Raw genomic sequence first — 16,542 nt, forward strand, 5'->3', positions numbered from 1 at the left:
AGCCCCCCGCGCCGTGATACGGTTGCAAAGCAACGGCGCGGGGTGGAGCAGCTCGGTAGCTCGCTGGGCTCATAACCCAGAGGTCGCAGGTTCAAATCCTGTCCCCGCTACTTGAACCGAAGGCCCGGATCCTCCATGGATCCGGGCCTTCGTGGTGTGCGGTCGGGCGGCGAACGCATGTACCAGCGCAGTAAGTCGCCGTGCCGCCGTGGGGAGTTGGCCGATTTGTGTTTGACTTGTCTCTCTGTGGGCATGTCGACAAAACGCTGAAGTGACCTCACAGGCTGCGGTATACCGGGTGTACCCAGGTTGCAGGTGGTGCGACGATGGACGTTATGGGGGACAAGGCAACTCTGTTGGAGACAGGGCCTTTTGTGCAGCCTGCCGGCTATGAGCAGGATGCCGACTTTGTGCAGCCCGCCGACCGCGACGAGGCCGGCGAGGCCGCCGATGCCGCCGAGGAGGCACGTCAGCGGCTCGCCGCCGAGGCCGGGGACGTCGAGGCGATGAGCGTCCTCGGGGCCATGCTGCTGCGCCGCGGCGACCTCGACGGAGCCGAACACCATCTGCGCGCCGCCACCGCCGCCGGTGACCGGGCCGCCGCCAACAACCTGGGCGTCCTGCTGCACCAGCGCGGCTACGCCGACGAGGCCGCCGGCTGGTGGCGGATCGCCGCCGTCGCCGGTTCCGCGGCAGCCGCGCACGCGCTGGGCCGCCACCACCGCGAGCGCGGTGACGAGCCCGCCGCCGAGTACTGGCTGCGTCAGTCCGCCGAGCAGGGCCACGTGCTGGGCGCATACGCCCTCGCCGACCTGTTGGAGCACCGCGGGGACACCGAAGCCGAACGATGGATGCGGGCCGCCGCCGAGCGCGGCCACCGGGAGGCCGCCTACCGGCTGGCGCGCGCGCTGGACCGCGGCGGCGCGCCCGAGGACGGGGCCGGGGCCGACAACGCTGTCGAGGAGGCCGAGCAGTGGTACCGCCAGGCCGCCGCGCGCGGACACCGGCGGGCCGCCCTGCACCTCGGCGCGATCCTGGAGAAGCGGGGCGAGCTCAAGGAGGCCGGACGCTGGTACCTGACCTCCGCCAAGGACGGCGAGGCGCGGGCCGCCTGCGCGCTCGGCTTCCTGCTGCGCGACGCCGGGGACACGGAGAGCGCGGTCGTGTGGTGGCTCAGAGCCGCGCAGGACGGCGACGGCAACGCGGCCAACGCGCTCGGCGCGCTGCACGCCGAGCGCGGCGAGACGCAGACCGCCGAGCGGTGGTACCGGGCGGCGATGGACGCCGGGGACGACAACGGCGCCTACAACCTCGGACTGCTCTGCGCCGAGCAGGGACGGACCGCGCAGGCCGAGCAGTGGTACCGGCGGGCCGCCTACGCCGGGCACCGGGAGGCGGCGAACGCGCTCGCGATCCTGCTGTTGCAGGGGGGCGACACGGCCGGCGCGGAGCCGTGGTTCTCCAAGGCCGCCGAGGCCGGGAGCGTGGACGCAGCGTTCAACCTGGGGATCCTGTACGCCGGGCGGGGCGAGGAGGCCGCAGCGCTGCGCTGGTACGAGCAGGCTGCGGCCGCCGGGCACACGGAGGCGGCGCTGCAGGTCGGCATCGCGCGGCTGCGGGAGGGCGACGAGCAGGAGGCCGAGCGGCATCTGCGGTGCGCGGCGGGCGGCGGGAGCGCGGAGGCCGCGTACCGGCTGGCGACCGTGCTCGACGCGCGGCGGCCTGCGGAGCCGGCGCACGAGCTGGGTGAGGTCGTGCACGAGAAGACCGAGTGCGAGGAGTGGTACGAGCGGGCGGCGCTGCAGGGGCATCGGCGGGCGCAGGTGCGGGTCGGGATGCTGGCGGCGGCCCGGGGGGACGTGGTCGAGGCGGCGCGGTGGTACCGCGAGGCGGCCGAGGCCGGGTCGCGGAACGGGGCGTTCAATCTGGGGCTGCTGCTGGCTCGGGAGGGGAGTGAGCCGGAGGCGGCGGTGTGGTGGGAGCGGGCCGCGGATGCCGGGCATGGGCGGGCGGCGCTTCGGCTGGCCCTTGTCTACGCGCGTCGGGGGGAGCTGGCGGTCGGGCAGCGGTGGGCCGATCGAGCGGTGGCGCTGGGGCCGGCGGAGGTGGCGAAGCGGGCGGCGCGGTTGCGGGACGCGTTGCGGCAGGAGCTGTCGGCGTGACGCTGCGCCGTGCCGGTGCGGGGTGACTGGTCGCCGGGGTTGCAGCGGGAGCCCGGTGTTCTCGCGTCCAAACGCCGGACGGGCTGGACCGCAGGAAGCGATTTGCTTCCTCCCGCATCCTTCACGTAATGTCGAGCTCAACGACGCGGGGTGGAGCAGCTCGGTAGCTCGCTGGGCTCATAACCCAGAGGTCGCAGGTTCAAATCCTGTCCCCGCTACTGAAGGCCGAGGGCCGGAATCCAGAGATGGGTTCCGGCCCTCGGCGTGTGCGGAGTCACGGTCTGTGGCCGACCGCTTCAGGCGGGTGGCCGTGCGCCGCGGATCTCCCAGTCCATGCGGAGGGACGAGGTGGCCTTGAGGAGGCCGCATCCGTCTTCAGGAGCTTCGCCAGGTAAGTGACGAAGGCCGCGTTCCCCTTGTAGTCGTCGGCGACGTACGTATCGACCGTACGGATGCAGGCCCGAAGCAGGGCACCCCAGCGTGCACGTCGTCGTGCAGCAGCGTACGGCCGTAGGCCGTGAGGACATCGGCCGAGCCGAGCTGCTGGGAGCGGATCTCGGAGAGGCCGCGGGCGTGGCCGGTCAGCGCCTTCTGCAGGGGGTAGGCGATCACCGCCGACACGGTCGAGATCCAGACGAAGAAGAGCACCGTGTCCACCACCGAGGCCACCTGGGCCCTCGCCCAGGCCGAACATGGTCAGGAAGACCGGCAGCAGGGCCAGTTTCGGTACGAGGTACAGGGCGTCCAAGAGCGGCTCCGGGGCGGCGCGGACCAGGGGCAGGGAGCCCATGAGCAGGCCCAGCGCGTAACCGGCGGCGGGTCGGTCGCTTCGAGTTTCGGGTACGGCTCTCCCCCGGAGTCTCCTGGCGGAGTGCGGAACGGACTGGTGGGTGCCGTCGACCATCTGGCGGCCCGTCGGAGCCAGAAACTCCGTGTGCGGCACTCCGTGCGCCGTCCGTACGTCGTCCGTTCGTCCGTGCGCAGCACGAAGCCCCGGCGCCCATGGGGGCCGGGGCTTCGTGAGGTGTCTCCGGCGTCTCTCAGGCCGACGCGCAGTTCGGGCACACCCCGCGGTACGTCACCTCGACGTCCGACACCGTGAAGCCGAAGCGCTCCGAGTCGGGGAGGTCGGACAGCGGGTTGCCGGTCGGGTGGACGTCCCGGATCGCGCCGCACTGGGCGCAGACCAGGTGGTGGTGCGGCCGGTGCGCGTTCGGGTCGTACCGCTTGGCCCGCTGGTCGGTGGAGACCTCGAGCACCTCGCCGAGGGAGACCAGCTCGCCGAGGGTGTTGTAGACGGTCGCCCGGGAGATCTCGGGCAGCTTGGCGACGGCCCGGGCGTGGACCTCGTCGGCCGTCAGGTGGACGTGTTCGCCGTCGAGGACCTCGGCCACGACACGTCGCTGCGCGGTCATCCGCCATCCGCGTCCGCGCAGCCGTTCCAGAAGGTCACTCATGCGGACAGCTTAACAGCAAGGTGACCAGTTTCCGAACAGGTGTGAATTTGGAACCCAGCTTGACTTAGACATCGTCCAATGTAGGATCGAGGCTGGCTCTGGCCAAGTATCAGGATCAGACAGAAGTGACGCAGGAGGCGTACGTGACGCAGGGACCGCTCACGACGGAGGCCGGTGCACCGGTGGCCGACAACCAGAACAGCGAGACCGCGGGCGTAGGCGGCCCGGTCCTCGTCCAGGACCAGCTCCTTCTGGAGAAGCTGGCCCATTTCAACCGTGAGCGCATTCCGGAGCGTGTGGTGCACGCCCGCGGCGCGGGTGCCTACGGCACCTTCACGGTCACCGCCGATGTCACCCCGTACACGCGCGCCGCGTTCCTCTCCGAGACCGGCAAGCAGACCGAGGTCTTCCTCCGCTTCTCGACCGTGGCCGGCAGCCTCGGTGCCGCGGACGCCGTCCGCGACCCGCGCGGCTTCGCGCTGAAATTCTACACCGAGGAGGGCAATTACGACCTCGTCGGCAACAACACCCCGGTGTTCTTCATCAGGGACGCCATCAAGTTCCCGGACTTCATCCACACCCAGAAGCGCGACCCGTACACGGGCTCGCAGGAGCCGGACAACGTCTGGGACTTCTGGGGCCTGTCACCCGAGTCCACCCACCAGGTGACCTGGCTGTTCGGCGACCGCGGCATCCCGGCGTCGTACCGGCACATGGACGGCTTCGGCTCGCACACCTTCCAGTGGAACAACGAGGCCGGCGAGGCCTTCTGGGTCAAGTACCACTTCAAGACCGACCAGGGCATCAGGAACCTGACCGCCGAGGAGGCCGCGAAGCTCGCCGGTGAGGACCCCGACTCCCACCAGCGTGACCTGCGCGAGGCGATCGAGCGGGGCGAGTACCCGACGTGGACCGTGTCCGTCCAGATCATGCCGGCGGCCGAGGCGGCGACCTACCGCTTCAACCCGTTCGATCTGACCAAGGTGTGGCCGCACGGCGACTACCCGCTGATGGAGATCGGCAAGCTGGAGCTCAACCGCAACCCGGAGAACATCTTCGCCGAGGTGGAGCAGTCGATCTTCTCCCCGGCGCACTTCGTGCCGGGCATCGGCCCGTCCCCCGACAAGATGCTCCAGGGCCGCCTCTTCGCCTACGGCGACGCCCACCGCTACCGCGTCGGCATCAACGCCGACCACCTGCCGGTGAACCGCCCGCACGCCACCGAGGCGCGCACCAACTCCCGTGACGGCTACCTGTACGACGGCCGCCACAAGGGCGCGAAAAACTACGAGCCGAACAGCTTCGGCGGCCCGTTCCAGACCGACCGTCCGCTCTGGCAGCCGGTCCCGGTCTCCGGCGTCACCGGCGGCCACGAGACCCCGGTGCACGCCGAGGACAACGACTTCGTCCAGGCGGGCAACCTCTACCGGCTGATGTCGCAGGACGAGAAGGAGCGCCTGGTCGAGAACCTGGCGGGTTCCCTCGCGCAGGTCTCGCGGGACGACATCGCCGAGCGCGCGATCGACAACTTCCGCCGGGCCGACGGCGACTTCGGCAAGCGGCTGGAGGTGGCCGTCGCGGCCCTGCGCGGCTGACGCACGCACACCGGTGGCGGGCCGAGTCCCTTTCGGGGCTCGGCCCGCCGGTGTGTTCAGGCCGGTACGACGTGCTGCCGGGCCGGCACCCAGCAGCGGATGATGTCGCGGACCGAGACGATCCCGGCGGGCTCGCCGCGGTCGAGGACGACGAGATGGCGGAAACCGCCGTGGGCCATGGCGCGGGCGGCCTCCTCCAGGGTCCAGGTCGGAGTGGCGAAGACGACGTCGTTGGTGGTGTGGGCGTGGATGCGTTCCGTGTCCGGATCCTGGCCGAGGCCGACGGAGTTGAGGATGTCCCGCTCCGTGAGGATGCCGATGCCGCCGGCGTCCGGGTCGAGGACGATGGCGGCGCCGACCCGGCGGGCGGACATCAGGGCGGCTGCCTGGCGGAGGGTGTGGGCGGGGCCGACGGTGAGGACCACTGTGCTCATGGCGTCGCGGACGAGCATGGGATGGAGCCACCTCCTACGAATCCGACGAACCCGTGAAGGACATGGTTCATCGATTCACAAGTTCACATGTGGGGGTGCTCTCAGGGTCGCAGGTAAAGGAGGGGTCAACAAGGGGGCGTGCGCGGCCAGTTGAGGGCGTGCGTGATCGTCCCTTGCTGTTCAGTGGCGCTGGTTGAGATACCCCAGCAACTCGTCGTGCAGCAGGCCGTTCGACGCGGCCGCGTTGCCGCTGTGCGGGCCCGGACGGCCGTCGAGGCCGGTGAAGGTGCCGCCGGCCTCCGTGACGACGATCGCGGTGGCGGCCATGTCCCACAGGGACAGCTCGGGTTCGGCGCAGAGGTCGACGGAGCCCTCGGCGACCATCATGTACGGCCAGAAGTCGCCGTACGCGCGCGTGCGCCAGACCTCGCGGGTGAGGTCGAGGAAGCCGTTCAGGCGGCCCTGCTCCTCCCAGCCGCTGAGCGAGGAGTACGCGAAGGAGGCGTCGGCGAGCTTCGACACCCGGGAGACGTGCAGGCGGGTCGCGGAGGACAGGCTGCGGCCGGTGAAGGCGCCGTGGCCCTTCGCGGCCCACCAGCGGCGGCCGAGGGCGGGGGCGGAGACGACGCCGACGACGGGCTGGTAGCCGCCCTCGCCCGCTTCCATGAGCGCGATCAGGGTCGCCCACACGGGGACGCCGCGTACGTAGTTCTTGGTGCCGTCGATCGGGTCGATCACCCAGCGGCGGGGGCCGGTGCCCTCGATGCCGTACTCCTCGCCGAGGATCGCGTCCCTCGGGCGGGCGCGCTGGAGCTGGCCGCGGATGAGCTCCTCGGCGGCCTTGTCCGCCTCGCTCACCGGGGTCATGTCCGGTTTTGTCTCCACCTTGAGGTCGAGGGCCTTGAAGCGGGCCGTCGTCGCGGCGTCGGCCGCGTCGGCGAGGACGTGGGCGAGGCGGAGGTCGTCGAGGTAGTCGGGCATGTGGTGAACGGTATCCGGGTGGGGTGCGGTGGGGCTACCGGGGGCGTACGGGGTGCTCCGGACCGGGATGGGCTATGCCGCTCATGCGGTGTGCCCGCGCGTCGCCGTGTCGCTCAAGCGGCGCCGCCGCCCCGCAGACGTGGCAGCCGTCGGGGACGCGCGCAAGGGGGCGAGGGCGCCCCCGGTGCCTTCGCGGACCCTTGACAGTGCCTGTGTGCGCGTCAAATCTGGGCGCAGAGACGCTCGCCCGAGGGAGGCGATGATGCCTGCAGCGCGGGAATCCCTACTGGACGCCGCCTACACGGCGCTTGCGCACCGGCCGTGGTCCGCCGTGCGGATGGTGGACGTGGCGGCGGCGGCCGGGGTGTCCCGGCAGACGCTGTACAACGAGTTCGGGAGCAAGGACGGCCTGGCGCGGGCGCTGGTGCGCAGAGAGGCCGACGGGTATCTCGCCGGGGTGGAGCGGGCGCTCGCCGCGCACGCCGACCCGCGTGAGCGGCTCACCGCGACCGCCGAGTGGATGGCGTCGGCCGCCCGGGAGAACGCGCTGGTGCGGGCCATGCTCACCGGCTGCTGGAGCGAGCGCCTGCCCTCGCCGGCGCTGTCCGCCGTGCCGTCCTCCTCCGCCGTACCCGCGCAGCGCCGGGCGGACGGCCCACTGCCGTCGCCCGGCGACTTCGTGCGGATCGTGCGGGACCGGGCGGTGGCGGTGCTGGCCGGGCCCGGCGCGGACCCGGCGGACACCGCCGAGCTGGTCCGGTCCTGCGAGCTGGTCGTACGGCTCGCGCTGTCCTGCGTCTCGGCTCCGCCGGGGGAGGGCGGGGCGGCGGAGCTGGTGCGCACGGCCCTGCCACGGCAACTGGCGGCGTGAGCGGGCCGGTGGTCGCCCCGGACTGCTTGCGATCAGTGCGCCGAGCCCGACAGCTGCAGGCCGATGACGCCGACGATGACCAGGCTGATGGAGACGATCTTCAGGGTGGACACCAGGTCGCCGAGGAAGATCATGCCGTAGATCGCGGTGCCCGCCGCGCCGATGCCGGTCCACACGGCATAGGCGGGCCCCACGTCGAGCTTCTTCAGGGCGAGGGTGAGCAGGCCGAAGCTGCCGAGGGCGAAGCAGCAGAAGGCGATCGTGGGCCACAGACGGGTGAAACCGTGGGAGAGCTTGAGGCACACGGCGAAACCGGTCTCGAGCATTCCGGCCACGATGACCAGCAGCCACGCCATGTGCTGTCCTCCCGTAGTCCGGCTCGGTGCGATTATGCACTTACCGGGCCCCTGCTCCTCCAAACAACGCGGCCCCTCAGTCGCCTTCCTTGCGCTCACGCGTGGCCAGCAGCCTGCGCAGGGAGTACAGCCGCGCCGGGTCGGCGTGTCCCTCGGCCACCCAGGCGTCCAGCGCGCAGTCCGGTTCGTCGTGACCGCACGCGCGCGGGCAGCCCTCGGTGCCCGGCTCCAGGTCGGGGAAGGCGTGGATGACGCGGGTCGGGTCGATGTGGGCGAGGCCGAAGGAACGGATGCCGGGAGTGTCGACCACCCAGGCGTCCGAGCCCGCCAACGGCAGGGCCAGCGCCGAGGTCGTCGTGTGCCGACCGCGGCCGGTGACCGCGTTGACGTGTCCCGTCAATCGGCGCCGGTCCTCTGGAACCAACGCGTTGACCAGGGTGGTCTTGCCGACGCCCGAGTGGCCGACAAACGCCGTGATCTTTCCGTCGAGCTGCTCGTGCACCCGCTCCGCCGCGTCCCCGTTCTGCAGCTCCTCGCGGCTGGTGACGACGTACGGGATGTCCAGGTGGCCGTAGAGCTCCAGCAGTTTGTCCGGTGATGCCAGGTCCGACTTGGTCATCACCAGCAGCGGCTCCAGGCCGCCGTCGAAGGCCGCGACCAGGCAGCGGTCGATCAGGCGGGGGCGGGGTTCCGGATCGGCCAGGGCCGTGACGATCGCCAGCTGGTCGGCGTTGGCGACCACCACCCGCTCGTACGGGTCGTCGTCGTCCGCCGTGCGGCGCAGCACCGACGTGCGCTCCTCGATGCGGACGATCCGCGCGAGGCTGTCCTTCTTGCCGGACAGGTCGCCGACCAGGGCCACCCGGTCGCCCACCACCGCCGCCTTGCGGCCCAGCTCGCGGGCCTTCATCGCCATGACCACCCGGTCCTCGACGAGGCAGGTCAGGCGACCCCGGTCGACGGTGAGGACCATGCCCTCGGCCGCGTCCTCGTGCTTGGGCCGAATGTGCGTACGGGGCCGGTTGCCCTTCCGGTTGGGGCGGGAGCGGATGTCGTCCTCGTCGGTGTGCTTGCCGTAGCGGCGCATAGCGAGTCCCCTACGCCCTGTCGCTCCCGAGCATCCCGGTCCACAGCTCGGGGAAGTCGGGCAGGGTCTTGGCGGTGGTCGCCACGTTCTCGATCCGCACTCCGTCGACCATCAGGCCGATGATCGCACCGGCCGTCGCCATGCGGTGGTCCTCGTAGGTGTGGAAGATCCCGCCGTGCAGCGGGCGCGGGCGGATGTGCAGGCCGTCGGCCGTCTCGGTGACGTCGCCGCCGAGCTCGTTGATCTCCTTCGTGAGCGCGGCCAGCCGGTCCGTCTCGTGCAGGCGCAGATGGGACACGCCCCGTAGGGTCGAGGGGGAGTCGGCGAGGGCGGCGACCGCGGCGATGCCCGGGGTCAGCTCGCCGACGTCGCCCAGGTCCACGTCGATGCCGTGGACCGAGCCCGAGCCGGTGAGGACCAGGCCGTAGTCGGTCAGTTCGCAGGAAGCGCCCATCTCGGTGAAGATCTCACGCAGCCGGTCACCCGGTTGGGTCGTCCTGGACGGCCAGTCCGGGATCAGCACCTTGCCGCCGGTGACCAGCGCCGCCGCCAGGAACGGCTGGGCGTTGGACAGGTCCGGCTCGACCGTCAGATCGCGGCCGAGCAGCGCGCCCGGGGTGACCCGCCAGACGTTCGGCTCGCCGCCCGACTCCGGGGTGTCCACCTGGGCGCCGACCGCGCGCAGCATGTCCACCGTCATGCGGATGTGCGGCATCGACGGGAGCGTCGCCCCGGTGTGGCGGACCTCTACGCCCTGGTTGAAGCGCGGGCCGGACAGCAGCAGCGCCGACACGAACTGGGACGAGGACGAGGCGTCGACCGACACCGGGCCGCCGTCCAGCGCGCCGCCGCCGTGCACGGTCAGCGGCAGCGCGCCCCTGCCGTCGTCGTCGATCCGGGCGCCGAGCACGCGCAGCGCGTCGATGACGCCGTTCAGGGGACGCTCGTACGACCTCGGGTCGCCGTCGAAGTGGATGGGGCCGTCGGCCAGCGCGGCGACGGGCGGCAGGAAGCGCATGACGGTGCCGGCGTTGCCGACGTCGACCGTGGCCGGCCCGTGCAGGCCCGTCGGGAGCACCCGCCAGGCCTCGCCCGTGCCGTCCGGGCCCACCCCTTCCTCGATCTCCACGCCCATCGCGCGCAGGGCGCCCGCCATGAGCAGCGTGTCGCGGGAGCGCAGCGGGCGGCGCAGCCAGCCGGGCTCGGAGGCGAGGGCGGCGAGCACCAGGGCACGGTTGGTGACCGACTTGGACCCGGGCACGTGGACCGTCGCGTCGACGGCTCCGCTCGCGTGCGGGGCGGGCCAGAGGGCGGTGTGTGCGTCGTTCGGGGCCATGGGCCCCACTTTAGTGGGGGGCGGTCCTGGCCGTTGTCCGGCTGCGGGCTCGTCGGGGCTGGTCGCACCCGCGCGGGAGAACGGACGCCGCCCCTTCGGGGAACGTCACACTTCCAGCAGCCAACGTCCTCCGCCGATCAGCGAGCACAGTGACACCACGTGGAACAGGAACAGCCACAGGCCTGCTGGTACGTGCGTCAGGCGGGACAGCTGGTCCGCGTCGGAGTCGCCCGCGCCGCCGCGCGCCCGCTTCGCCTGCAGCTCGAACGCCGGCCGCACCCCGCCGAACAGCAGGAACCACACCACCGCATACGCGAACGCCGCCTGCACCTGTGGTCCGGTCAACCAGGACACCAGCAGGAACGTGCCCCCCGTCAAGACCACCGTCAGGGCCCCGTACGCGTTGCGGATCATCACCAGCATCGCCACCAGCAGGGCGGTCGCCGCCCACAGCAGAAGTGTGATGTGGCCGGCGGCCAGCAGGGCGGCGCCGCCCAGGCCCAGCAGTGGGGGAGCGGTGTAGCCGGCGGACGCGGTGAGGATCATGCCGATGCCGTGCGGCTTGCCCCGGCTGAGGGTGAGGCCGCTGGTGTCGGAGTGCAGGCGTATCCCGGTGAGCCGGCGGCCGGTCAGCAGTGCCACCAGACCGTGGCCGCCCTCGTGGGCGATGGTGATCGCGTTGCGGGAGACCCGCCACAGGGTGTGCGGGACGACCACCGCGAGCGCCGCGACCAGAGTGGCGAGCACCACCCACAGATTCGGGTCGGGCTGGGTGCCCACGAGGCGGCCCCAGAGGTCGGGCAGCGCGGTGGCGGCGGTGCTCTGCATGTTCGGCGGTCGCTCCCTGTCCTGGTACGGAGTCTGGCAGTGTGGCACGTATGTGCGGACGGTATGCGGCGAGTCGTAGGCCCGAGGATCTCGCGGGAATCTTTGAAATCGACAAGTGGGAGCCGGAGGAGACCTTGGAGCCGGATTTCAACGTGGCTCCGACCAAGGAGGTCTACGCGGTCCTCGACCGTCCCCTGAAGGACGCCGACGACCAACGCCCGGTTCGCCAGCTGCGCAGGCTCAAGTGGGGCCTGGTCCCCTCGTGGGCCAAGTCGCCGGAGGGCGGCGCGCGGATGATCAACGCGCGCGCGGAGACCGTGCACGAGAAGCCGTCCTACCGGCGTGCCTTCGCCGCCCGGCGCTGCATCCTGCCGGCCGACGGCTACTACGAGTGGGTCACCGGCCGGCAGGAGCGGGACCTGGAGGTCGAGGGCAGGAAGAAGCGGCCGCGCAAGCAGCCGTACTTCGTGCTGCCCGCCGACGGGTCGGTCTTCGCGATGGCCGGGCTGTACGAGTTCTGGCGGGACCGGACCCTGCCCGACGACCATCCGCAGGCCTGGTGGGCGACGTGCTCGGTGATCACGGCCGAGGCGGAGCGGACGCCGCTGGCGGTGGCGCCGGCGGAGGGGCCCCACGCGCTGGCCGACATCCACCCCCGGATGCCGCTGATGCTCACGCCGGACCGCTGGGACACCTGGCTGGATCCCTCCCGCGCGGACGCGGACGACCTGCGGGAGCTGCTGGCACCGCCGCCTGCGGGGCTGATGCGGGCCTACCCGGTCTCGACGGCGGTCAGCAACGTCCGCAACAACGGCCCGGAGCTGCTGAAGGAGCTGGAGGGGCCGGAGGAGGGCACACTCTTCTGACGTGACGGATGTGACGAACCCGACCGGCGGCCCGAGCGAGATCATCGGTACCGATGCGGGCGACGCCCGGGTCACCTGGCACCGGGCGAAGAGGGCGAGGCTGGTCCTGGCCGTCAGCCACGGCGCGGGCGGCGGCATCGAAGCGCGGGACCTGCGGGCGCTCGCCCGGGTGCTGCCCGCCCACGGCGTCACCGTCGCGCTCGTCGAGCAGCCCTGGCGGGTGGCCGGGAAGAAGGTGGCGCCCGCGCCGAAGACGCTGGACGCCGGGTGGCGCGGGGTGTGGCCCGCGCTCGCCGAGCCGGGGGTGCCGGTCATCTCCGGCGGGCGGAGTGCGGGGGCCCGCGTCGCCTGCCGTACCGCCGAGGACCTCGGGGCGCACGCCGTCCTCGCGCTCAGCTTCCCGCTCCATCCGCCGGGCAGGCCCGAGAAGTCCCGCGTCGACGAGCTGCTGGGGGCCGGGGTGCCCACGCTCGTCGTGCAGGGGGGCAATGATCCGTTCGGGAAGCCGGAGGAGTTCCCCCGCGGGACGGACATCGTCGAGGTGCCGTACGGCGATCACGGCTTCGCCGTGCCCAAGCGCGCGGAGATCACCCAGGACCGGGCACTGGAGGTCATCACCGACGCGGTCGTCGAGTGGACCTCGTCACTGGGCTGACGGCCGGGAATGCCGGGCTCCGCACCACTGTTGTGGCGAACAGACGTGCTGAACGACCAGCACGGATGTCGTAGGAGAGGAAGTCCGCCGCATGGGTTCGACCTTCTGCCCGGGCCGCAGCAGTCGTACTGACCTGGACTGGACAGTGCTGCACGCGGCCAGGACCGCTCCTATTCGAGCGGCGGCAGGCACCGGTCGTCGTCTATCCTCCGAATCGAGTGGGACCGGTTTCGGCCTCACGCGCGATCTTGAGGAGGTGGGTCCGGTCACTGGGACGGACGCAGGGACCGACAACGGCCAGGCGGAGCTGCCCGAGGGCCAGGGCGTCAGCGCGGAGTCGACCGCGGAGCGCAGCGCGCGCTTCGAACGGGACGCGCTCGAATTCCTCGACCAGATGTACTCGGCCGCCCTGCGCATGACGCGCAACCCGGCCGACGCCGAGGACCTGGTGCAGGAGACGTACGCCAAGGCGTACGCGTCCTTCCACCAGTTCCGCGAGGGCACCAACCTCAAGGCGTGGCTGTACCGGATCCTCACGAACACCTTCATCAACTCCTACCGCAAGAAGCAGCGTGAGCCGCAGCGCTCCGCCGCCGAGGAGATCGAGGACTGGCAGCTCGCCCGTGCCGAGTCGCACATGTCGACCGGTCTGCGCTCCGCCGAGTCCCAGGCGCTCGACCACCTGCCCGACTCGGACGTGAAGGCAGCGCTGCAGGCGATCCCCGAGGAGTTCCGCATCGCCGTCTATCTCGCGGACGTGGAGGGCTTTGCGTACAAGGAGATCGCGGACATCATGGGGACACCCATCGGTACGGTGATGTCCCGGCTGCACCGGGGCCGCCGTCAACTGCGCGGCATGCTCGAGGACTACGCCCGTGAGCGCGGACTGGTCCCGGCCGGCGCCGGAGAGTCGAACGAAGCGAAAGGCTCGGGCTCATGAGCTGCGGAGAGCCGCACGAGACGGACTGCAGTGAGGTACTCGACCATCTGTACGAGTTCCTCGACAGTGAGATGCCGGACGTCGATCGCGACAAGTTCCAGCAGCACTTCAAGGAGTGCTCGCCGTGCCTGGAGAAGTACGGACTCGAGCAGGCCGTGAAGAAGCTGGTCAAGCGGTGCTGCGGGCACGACGACGTGCCGACCGACCTGCGCGCCAAGGTCATGGGGCGGATCGAGCTGATCCGCTCCGGCCAGGCGGTGCCCGAGCATGACGTGACCGCGACACAGGTCACTCCCCAGGAGTCCTGATCCGTTCCTGACCCCGCGGTCATCACCCGAATGTGCGAATCCTCGGGTCATAAGCCCTCGAACCCCCCGACACCAGGCCTAGGCTCCGGAGCCGGACAGGCATGTCGGGGGAGGGGTCATGGAAGCGGTTCCGGCACGGGCGCGCGGGTATGTGGGCTGTGCCGCCGTGCTCGCGCTGTTCTGTCTGCTGAGACTGCCGACGCTCCACGCACCGTGGTGGGCGGTCGCGCTGCTCGCCGCGCTGTACGCGGCCTGTGAGCACGCCGTCCGGCGGCGTTTCGCGGGCGCGTCCCACCCCGTCTACGCCGTCCTGCTCGCCGGGGTGTTCCTGCTGCCCCCGCCCGCCGCCGCGTTCGTACCGCTGCCGGGTGCCCTGCTGGCCCGCGTGGAGCACCGGCCCGCGCCGGCACGCCGGATCTGGCGTGCCGCCCGGCTGGCGCTCGCCGTGTGGGGCGCGGCCCGGGTGCACTGGGCGCTGGGCGGCCGGGACGCGGTGGTCGCCTCCGACTTCCCGTACGTCCTGCTGCCCGCCGTGGCTGCCGTGCTGGCCTTCTGCCTGGTGCTGGCCGCGCTCGACGGCGGGATCCTGGCGGTGGCCGAGCGGGTACCGGTGCGCCGGGCCTGGCAGGGGCTGCTGTCGCGGTCCCTGGCGCCGATCGGGGTGCACGGGCTGGCCGGGCTGATGATGGCCGTGCTGTGGCGCAGCCCGTACGGTCCGGTCGCCGCGCTGCTCGTGCTGCTGCCGATGTGCGTGTCCTGGTGGGTGTTCGCCCAGTACCACCGGGAGCGCGCCGCCCACCAGGCGACCATCCGCGCGCTGGTGCAGGCCGTCGACATCAAGGACGGCTACACCCGCGGGCACAGTGAGCGCGTCGGACAGGCGTCCGTGATGATCGCCCGCGAGCTGGGCATGGACGACGAGCGCGTCGAGGTGCTGCGCTTCGCCGGGATCCTGCACGACGTCGGCAAGCTGGGCGTGCCCACCCGGCTGCTCCGCAAGGACGGGCCACTCACCCCCGAGGAGCGGCGGATCATCGAGCTGCACCCCGAGTACGGCCACGAGATGGTGCGCGGCATCTCCTTCCTCGGCGAGGCGCGGGCGGCGATCCTGCACCACCACGAGCGGCTGGACGGCAGCGGATACCCGTACGGGCTGGTCGGCGGCCAGATCCCGGAGTGCGCCCGGGTCGTCGCCGTCGCGGACGCCTTCGACGCGATGACGTCCACGCGCTCCTACCGCCGGGCCCGTCCCGTCCCGGCCGCCCTGGAGGAGCTTCAGCGGTGTGCGGGGACGCAGTTCGACCCGCGGATGGTCGCCGCGCTGGTCCGGGCCCTGGGACGGCACGGCTGGCATCCCGCGGTCACCGCCGACGAGCCGGAGGGCACGACGGCACCGCCCGCAGCCTTCCCCAGCCGGGCCGGGGCGCGGCGATGACCGCGCTGCGCCTCATCCACGCCTGCGCCGCCCTCGCCGCCGCCTTCTGCCTCGCGGTCACCTTGTGCACCGGCATCGACGAACGCGGCACCGCCCTCGCCTTCGGCCTCCTCGTCACCGTCGGCGAGCTCACCCGCTGGACCGGCGCCCAGGTCAGGGAGGCCGCACCCCTCGGCGCCGCGGGCGCACTGGCGTACGCGCTGCTCGGGGCCGACGCAGGACAGGCCGCCCGGCACGACGCCGCCCAGGTCGTCGCCGTCGTCCTCGCCGCGTCCCTGCTGGGCAGCGTGCCGCACATCTGGAGCGGGCGGACACCGACCCTCGATCACCTGGCCCGCCGAGTCCTCACCGTCGGCTTCGCCGCCGTCTGCTTCCAACCCCTGTACAGGCGGGGCGTGTTCGAGACCTGGGGCGGTCCCGCCTACGCCCTGCTGCTGCTCGCGCTGCTCTCCCTCACCGCGCTGTGCGACGCCGTGCTGGCCGCCGCGCTGGCGCACTCCCGCAGCCGGTGGCCGTTCGGGCCGCTCCTCAGGGACGAGCTGCGGGGACTCATCGGGATCGGGTCCGCCGTGTGCGCGACCGGGGCGGTGATCGCGCTGGCCGTCGCCGTCGCGGGTCTGTGGGCGCTGCCCGTGTTCTGCCTGCCGCTGCTGCTCACCCAGCAGTCGCTGCGGCGGTACGCGGCGGTGCGCACCACCTACCGGCAGACCATCGCCTCCCTCGCCCGGGCCACCGAGATAGCCGGCTACACCCCGGCCGGGCACGCCCACCGGGTCGCCGCGCTCAGCCGGGCCGTCGGCCGGGACCTGGGGCTGACCCGGCCCGAGCTGACCGTGCTGGAGTACGCGGCCCTCATGCACGACATCGGCCAGCTGAGCCTGGTCGACCCGGTGCCGGCCGGAGCCACCGCCGTGCTGCCCGCCGAGGAACAGCGGCGCATAGCGCTGCTCGGCGGGGCCGTCGTACGGCAGACCGGGGTGGACGCGGCGGTCGCCGTGGTCGTGGAGCGGCAGGCCGACCCCTACCCGGAACAGCCGGTCGCCGCGCGGATCGTGCGGGCCGTGAACGCCTACGAGGAGAAGGTGCGGGCCGCCGGCCCCGGCGGCCCGCTGAAGGCGCTGGAGGAACTGCGCCTCGGCACGGCGGGGGAGTACGCGCCCGAGGTCGTGGAGTCGCTCGCCCGGGTGTTGTCCCGGGACAGTCTGACCTTGCCGCAGGCTGGGTAACCCAT

At 72.0% G+C, this 16,542-nt stretch carries 16 protein-coding genes, 2 tRNA genes and 1 pseudogene; 11 read left to right on the forward strand and 8 right to left on the reverse strand.

Annotated features, from left to right (window positions below):
• The first annotated feature begins 36 nt into the window (after positions 1-36).
• The 3 genes from ACIBBH_RS08940 to ACIBBH_RS08950 all read left to right on the forward strand — a co-directional run bounded on the left by ACIBBH_RS08940 (position 37) and on the right by ACIBBH_RS08950 (position 2,380).
• A tRNA-Met gene (locus ACIBBH_RS08940) sits at positions 37-110 on the forward strand.
• Between the two features lie 216 nt (positions 111-326).
• The gene (locus ACIBBH_RS08945; protein ID WP_399403435.1) at positions 327-2,162 is read left to right on the forward strand and encodes a sel1 repeat family protein; all 1,836 of its coding nucleotides are present in this window, start codon (positions 327-329) and stop codon (positions 2,160-2,162) included.
• 144 nt (positions 2,163-2,306) lie between these two features.
• Positions 2,307-2,380 (forward strand) — tRNA-Met (locus ACIBBH_RS08950).
• Positions 2,381-2,458: 78 nt separating this feature from the next.
• On the opposite strand, the pseudogene ACIBBH_RS08955 reads toward ACIBBH_RS08950, so the two are convergent.
• Positions 2,459-2,979, reverse strand: a pseudogene (locus ACIBBH_RS08955) (hypothetical protein); the annotation flags it as partial.
• Positions 2,980-3,202: 223 nt separating this feature from the next.
• Positions 3,203-3,619, reverse strand: a complete 417-nt coding sequence (locus ACIBBH_RS08960; protein WP_399403437.1) for a Fur family transcriptional regulator — start codon at positions 3,617-3,619, stop codon at positions 3,203-3,205.
• A 143-nt stretch (positions 3,620-3,762) separates the two neighbouring features.
• On the opposite strand from ACIBBH_RS08960, the gene ACIBBH_RS08965 reads away from it, so the two are divergent.
• On the forward strand, positions 3,763-5,214 hold the full coding sequence (locus tag ACIBBH_RS08965) for a catalase (protein WP_399403439.1): 1,452 nt from the start codon (positions 3,763-3,765) through the stop codon (positions 5,212-5,214).
• A 56-nt stretch (positions 5,215-5,270) separates the two neighbouring features.
• Here ACIBBH_RS08965 and ACIBBH_RS08970 read toward each other — a convergent pair whose 3' ends face one another.
• Complete coding sequence (locus ACIBBH_RS08970) at positions 5,271-5,666, reverse strand: cyclic nucleotide-binding/CBS domain-containing protein (protein ID WP_399403441.1); 396 nt, start codon at positions 5,664-5,666, stop codon at positions 5,271-5,273.
• A gap of 162 nt (positions 5,667-5,828) precedes the next feature.
• Positions 5,829-6,629: a histidinol-phosphatase gene (gene hisN, locus ACIBBH_RS08975; protein ID WP_399403442.1), complete on the reverse strand. Its 801-nt coding sequence runs from the start codon at positions 6,627-6,629 to the stop codon at positions 5,829-5,831.
• Between the two features lie 259 nt (positions 6,630-6,888).
• Between hisN and ACIBBH_RS08980 the strand changes: the two genes are divergently transcribed.
• Positions 6,889-7,500, forward strand: a complete 612-nt coding sequence (locus ACIBBH_RS08980; RefSeq protein WP_399403444.1) for a TetR/AcrR family transcriptional regulator — start codon at positions 6,889-6,891, stop codon at positions 7,498-7,500.
• Positions 7,501-7,532: 32 nt separating this feature from the next.
• Here the strand turns inward: ACIBBH_RS08980 and ACIBBH_RS08985 are convergent, their stop codons facing one another.
• From ACIBBH_RS08985 to ACIBBH_RS09000, 4 genes are all read right to left on the reverse strand, one after another.
• On the reverse strand, positions 7,533-7,856 hold the full coding sequence (locus ACIBBH_RS08985) for a DMT family transporter (RefSeq protein WP_399403446.1): 324 nt from the start codon (positions 7,854-7,856) through the stop codon (positions 7,533-7,535).
• A gap of 76 nt (positions 7,857-7,932) precedes the next feature.
• Complete coding sequence (rsgA, locus tag ACIBBH_RS08990; RefSeq protein ID WP_399403448.1) at positions 7,933-8,943, reverse strand: ribosome small subunit-dependent GTPase A; 1,011 nt, start codon at positions 8,941-8,943, stop codon at positions 7,933-7,935.
• A gap of 10 nt (positions 8,944-8,953) precedes the next feature.
• Positions 8,954-10,279, reverse strand: a complete 1,326-nt coding sequence (aroA, locus tag ACIBBH_RS08995; protein ID WP_399403450.1) for a 3-phosphoshikimate 1-carboxyvinyltransferase — start codon at positions 10,277-10,279, stop codon at positions 8,954-8,956.
• Positions 10,280-10,384: 105 nt separating this feature from the next.
• Positions 10,385-11,107: a M50 family metallopeptidase gene (locus ACIBBH_RS09000; RefSeq protein WP_399403452.1), complete on the reverse strand. Its 723-nt coding sequence runs from the start codon at positions 11,105-11,107 to the stop codon at positions 10,385-10,387.
• Between the two features lie 50 nt (positions 11,108-11,157).
• Between ACIBBH_RS09000 and ACIBBH_RS09005 the strand changes: the two genes are divergently transcribed.
• The 6 genes from ACIBBH_RS09005 (at position 11,158) to ACIBBH_RS09030 (ending at position 16,537) form a co-directional block, all read left to right on the forward strand.
• Complete coding sequence (locus ACIBBH_RS09005; protein ID WP_399403454.1) at positions 11,158-11,973, forward strand: SOS response-associated peptidase; 816 nt, start codon at positions 11,158-11,160, stop codon at positions 11,971-11,973.
• A 1-nt stretch (position 11,974) separates the two neighbouring features.
• The gene (locus ACIBBH_RS09010) at positions 11,975-12,628 is read left to right on the forward strand and encodes an alpha/beta family hydrolase (RefSeq protein ID WP_399403456.1); all 654 of its coding nucleotides are present in this window, start codon (positions 11,975-11,977) and stop codon (positions 12,626-12,628) included.
• A 256-nt stretch (positions 12,629-12,884) separates the two neighbouring features.
• Entirely contained in the window at positions 12,885-13,568 is a 684-nt protein-coding gene (sigR, locus tag ACIBBH_RS09015) for an RNA polymerase sigma factor SigR (protein WP_399403458.1), read from the forward strand.
• On the forward strand, positions 13,565-13,876 hold the full coding sequence (gene rsrA / locus ACIBBH_RS09020; RefSeq protein ID WP_399403460.1) for a mycothiol system anti-sigma-R factor: 312 nt from the start codon (positions 13,565-13,567) through the stop codon (positions 13,874-13,876). The genes sigR and rsrA overlap by 4 nt, the downstream gene beginning before the upstream one ends.
• Before the next feature lie 118 nt (positions 13,877-13,994).
• Complete coding sequence (locus tag ACIBBH_RS09025) at positions 13,995-15,311, forward strand: HD-GYP domain-containing protein (protein WP_399403462.1); 1,317 nt, start codon at positions 13,995-13,997, stop codon at positions 15,309-15,311.
• A complete protein-coding gene (locus ACIBBH_RS09030) occupies positions 15,308-16,537 on the forward strand; it encodes an HD-GYP domain-containing protein (protein WP_399403464.1) in 1,230 nt (409 codons plus the stop codon). Before ACIBBH_RS09025 ends, ACIBBH_RS09030 begins: the two co-directional genes overlap by 4 nt.
• Positions 16,538-16,542 lie beyond the last annotated feature (5 nt).

The sequence above is a fragment of the Streptomyces sp. NPDC051636 genome (assembly GCF_044453765.1).
In the GTDB taxonomy this organism is placed as follows: Bacteria; Actinomycetota; Actinomycetes; order Streptomycetales; family Streptomycetaceae; genus Streptomyces.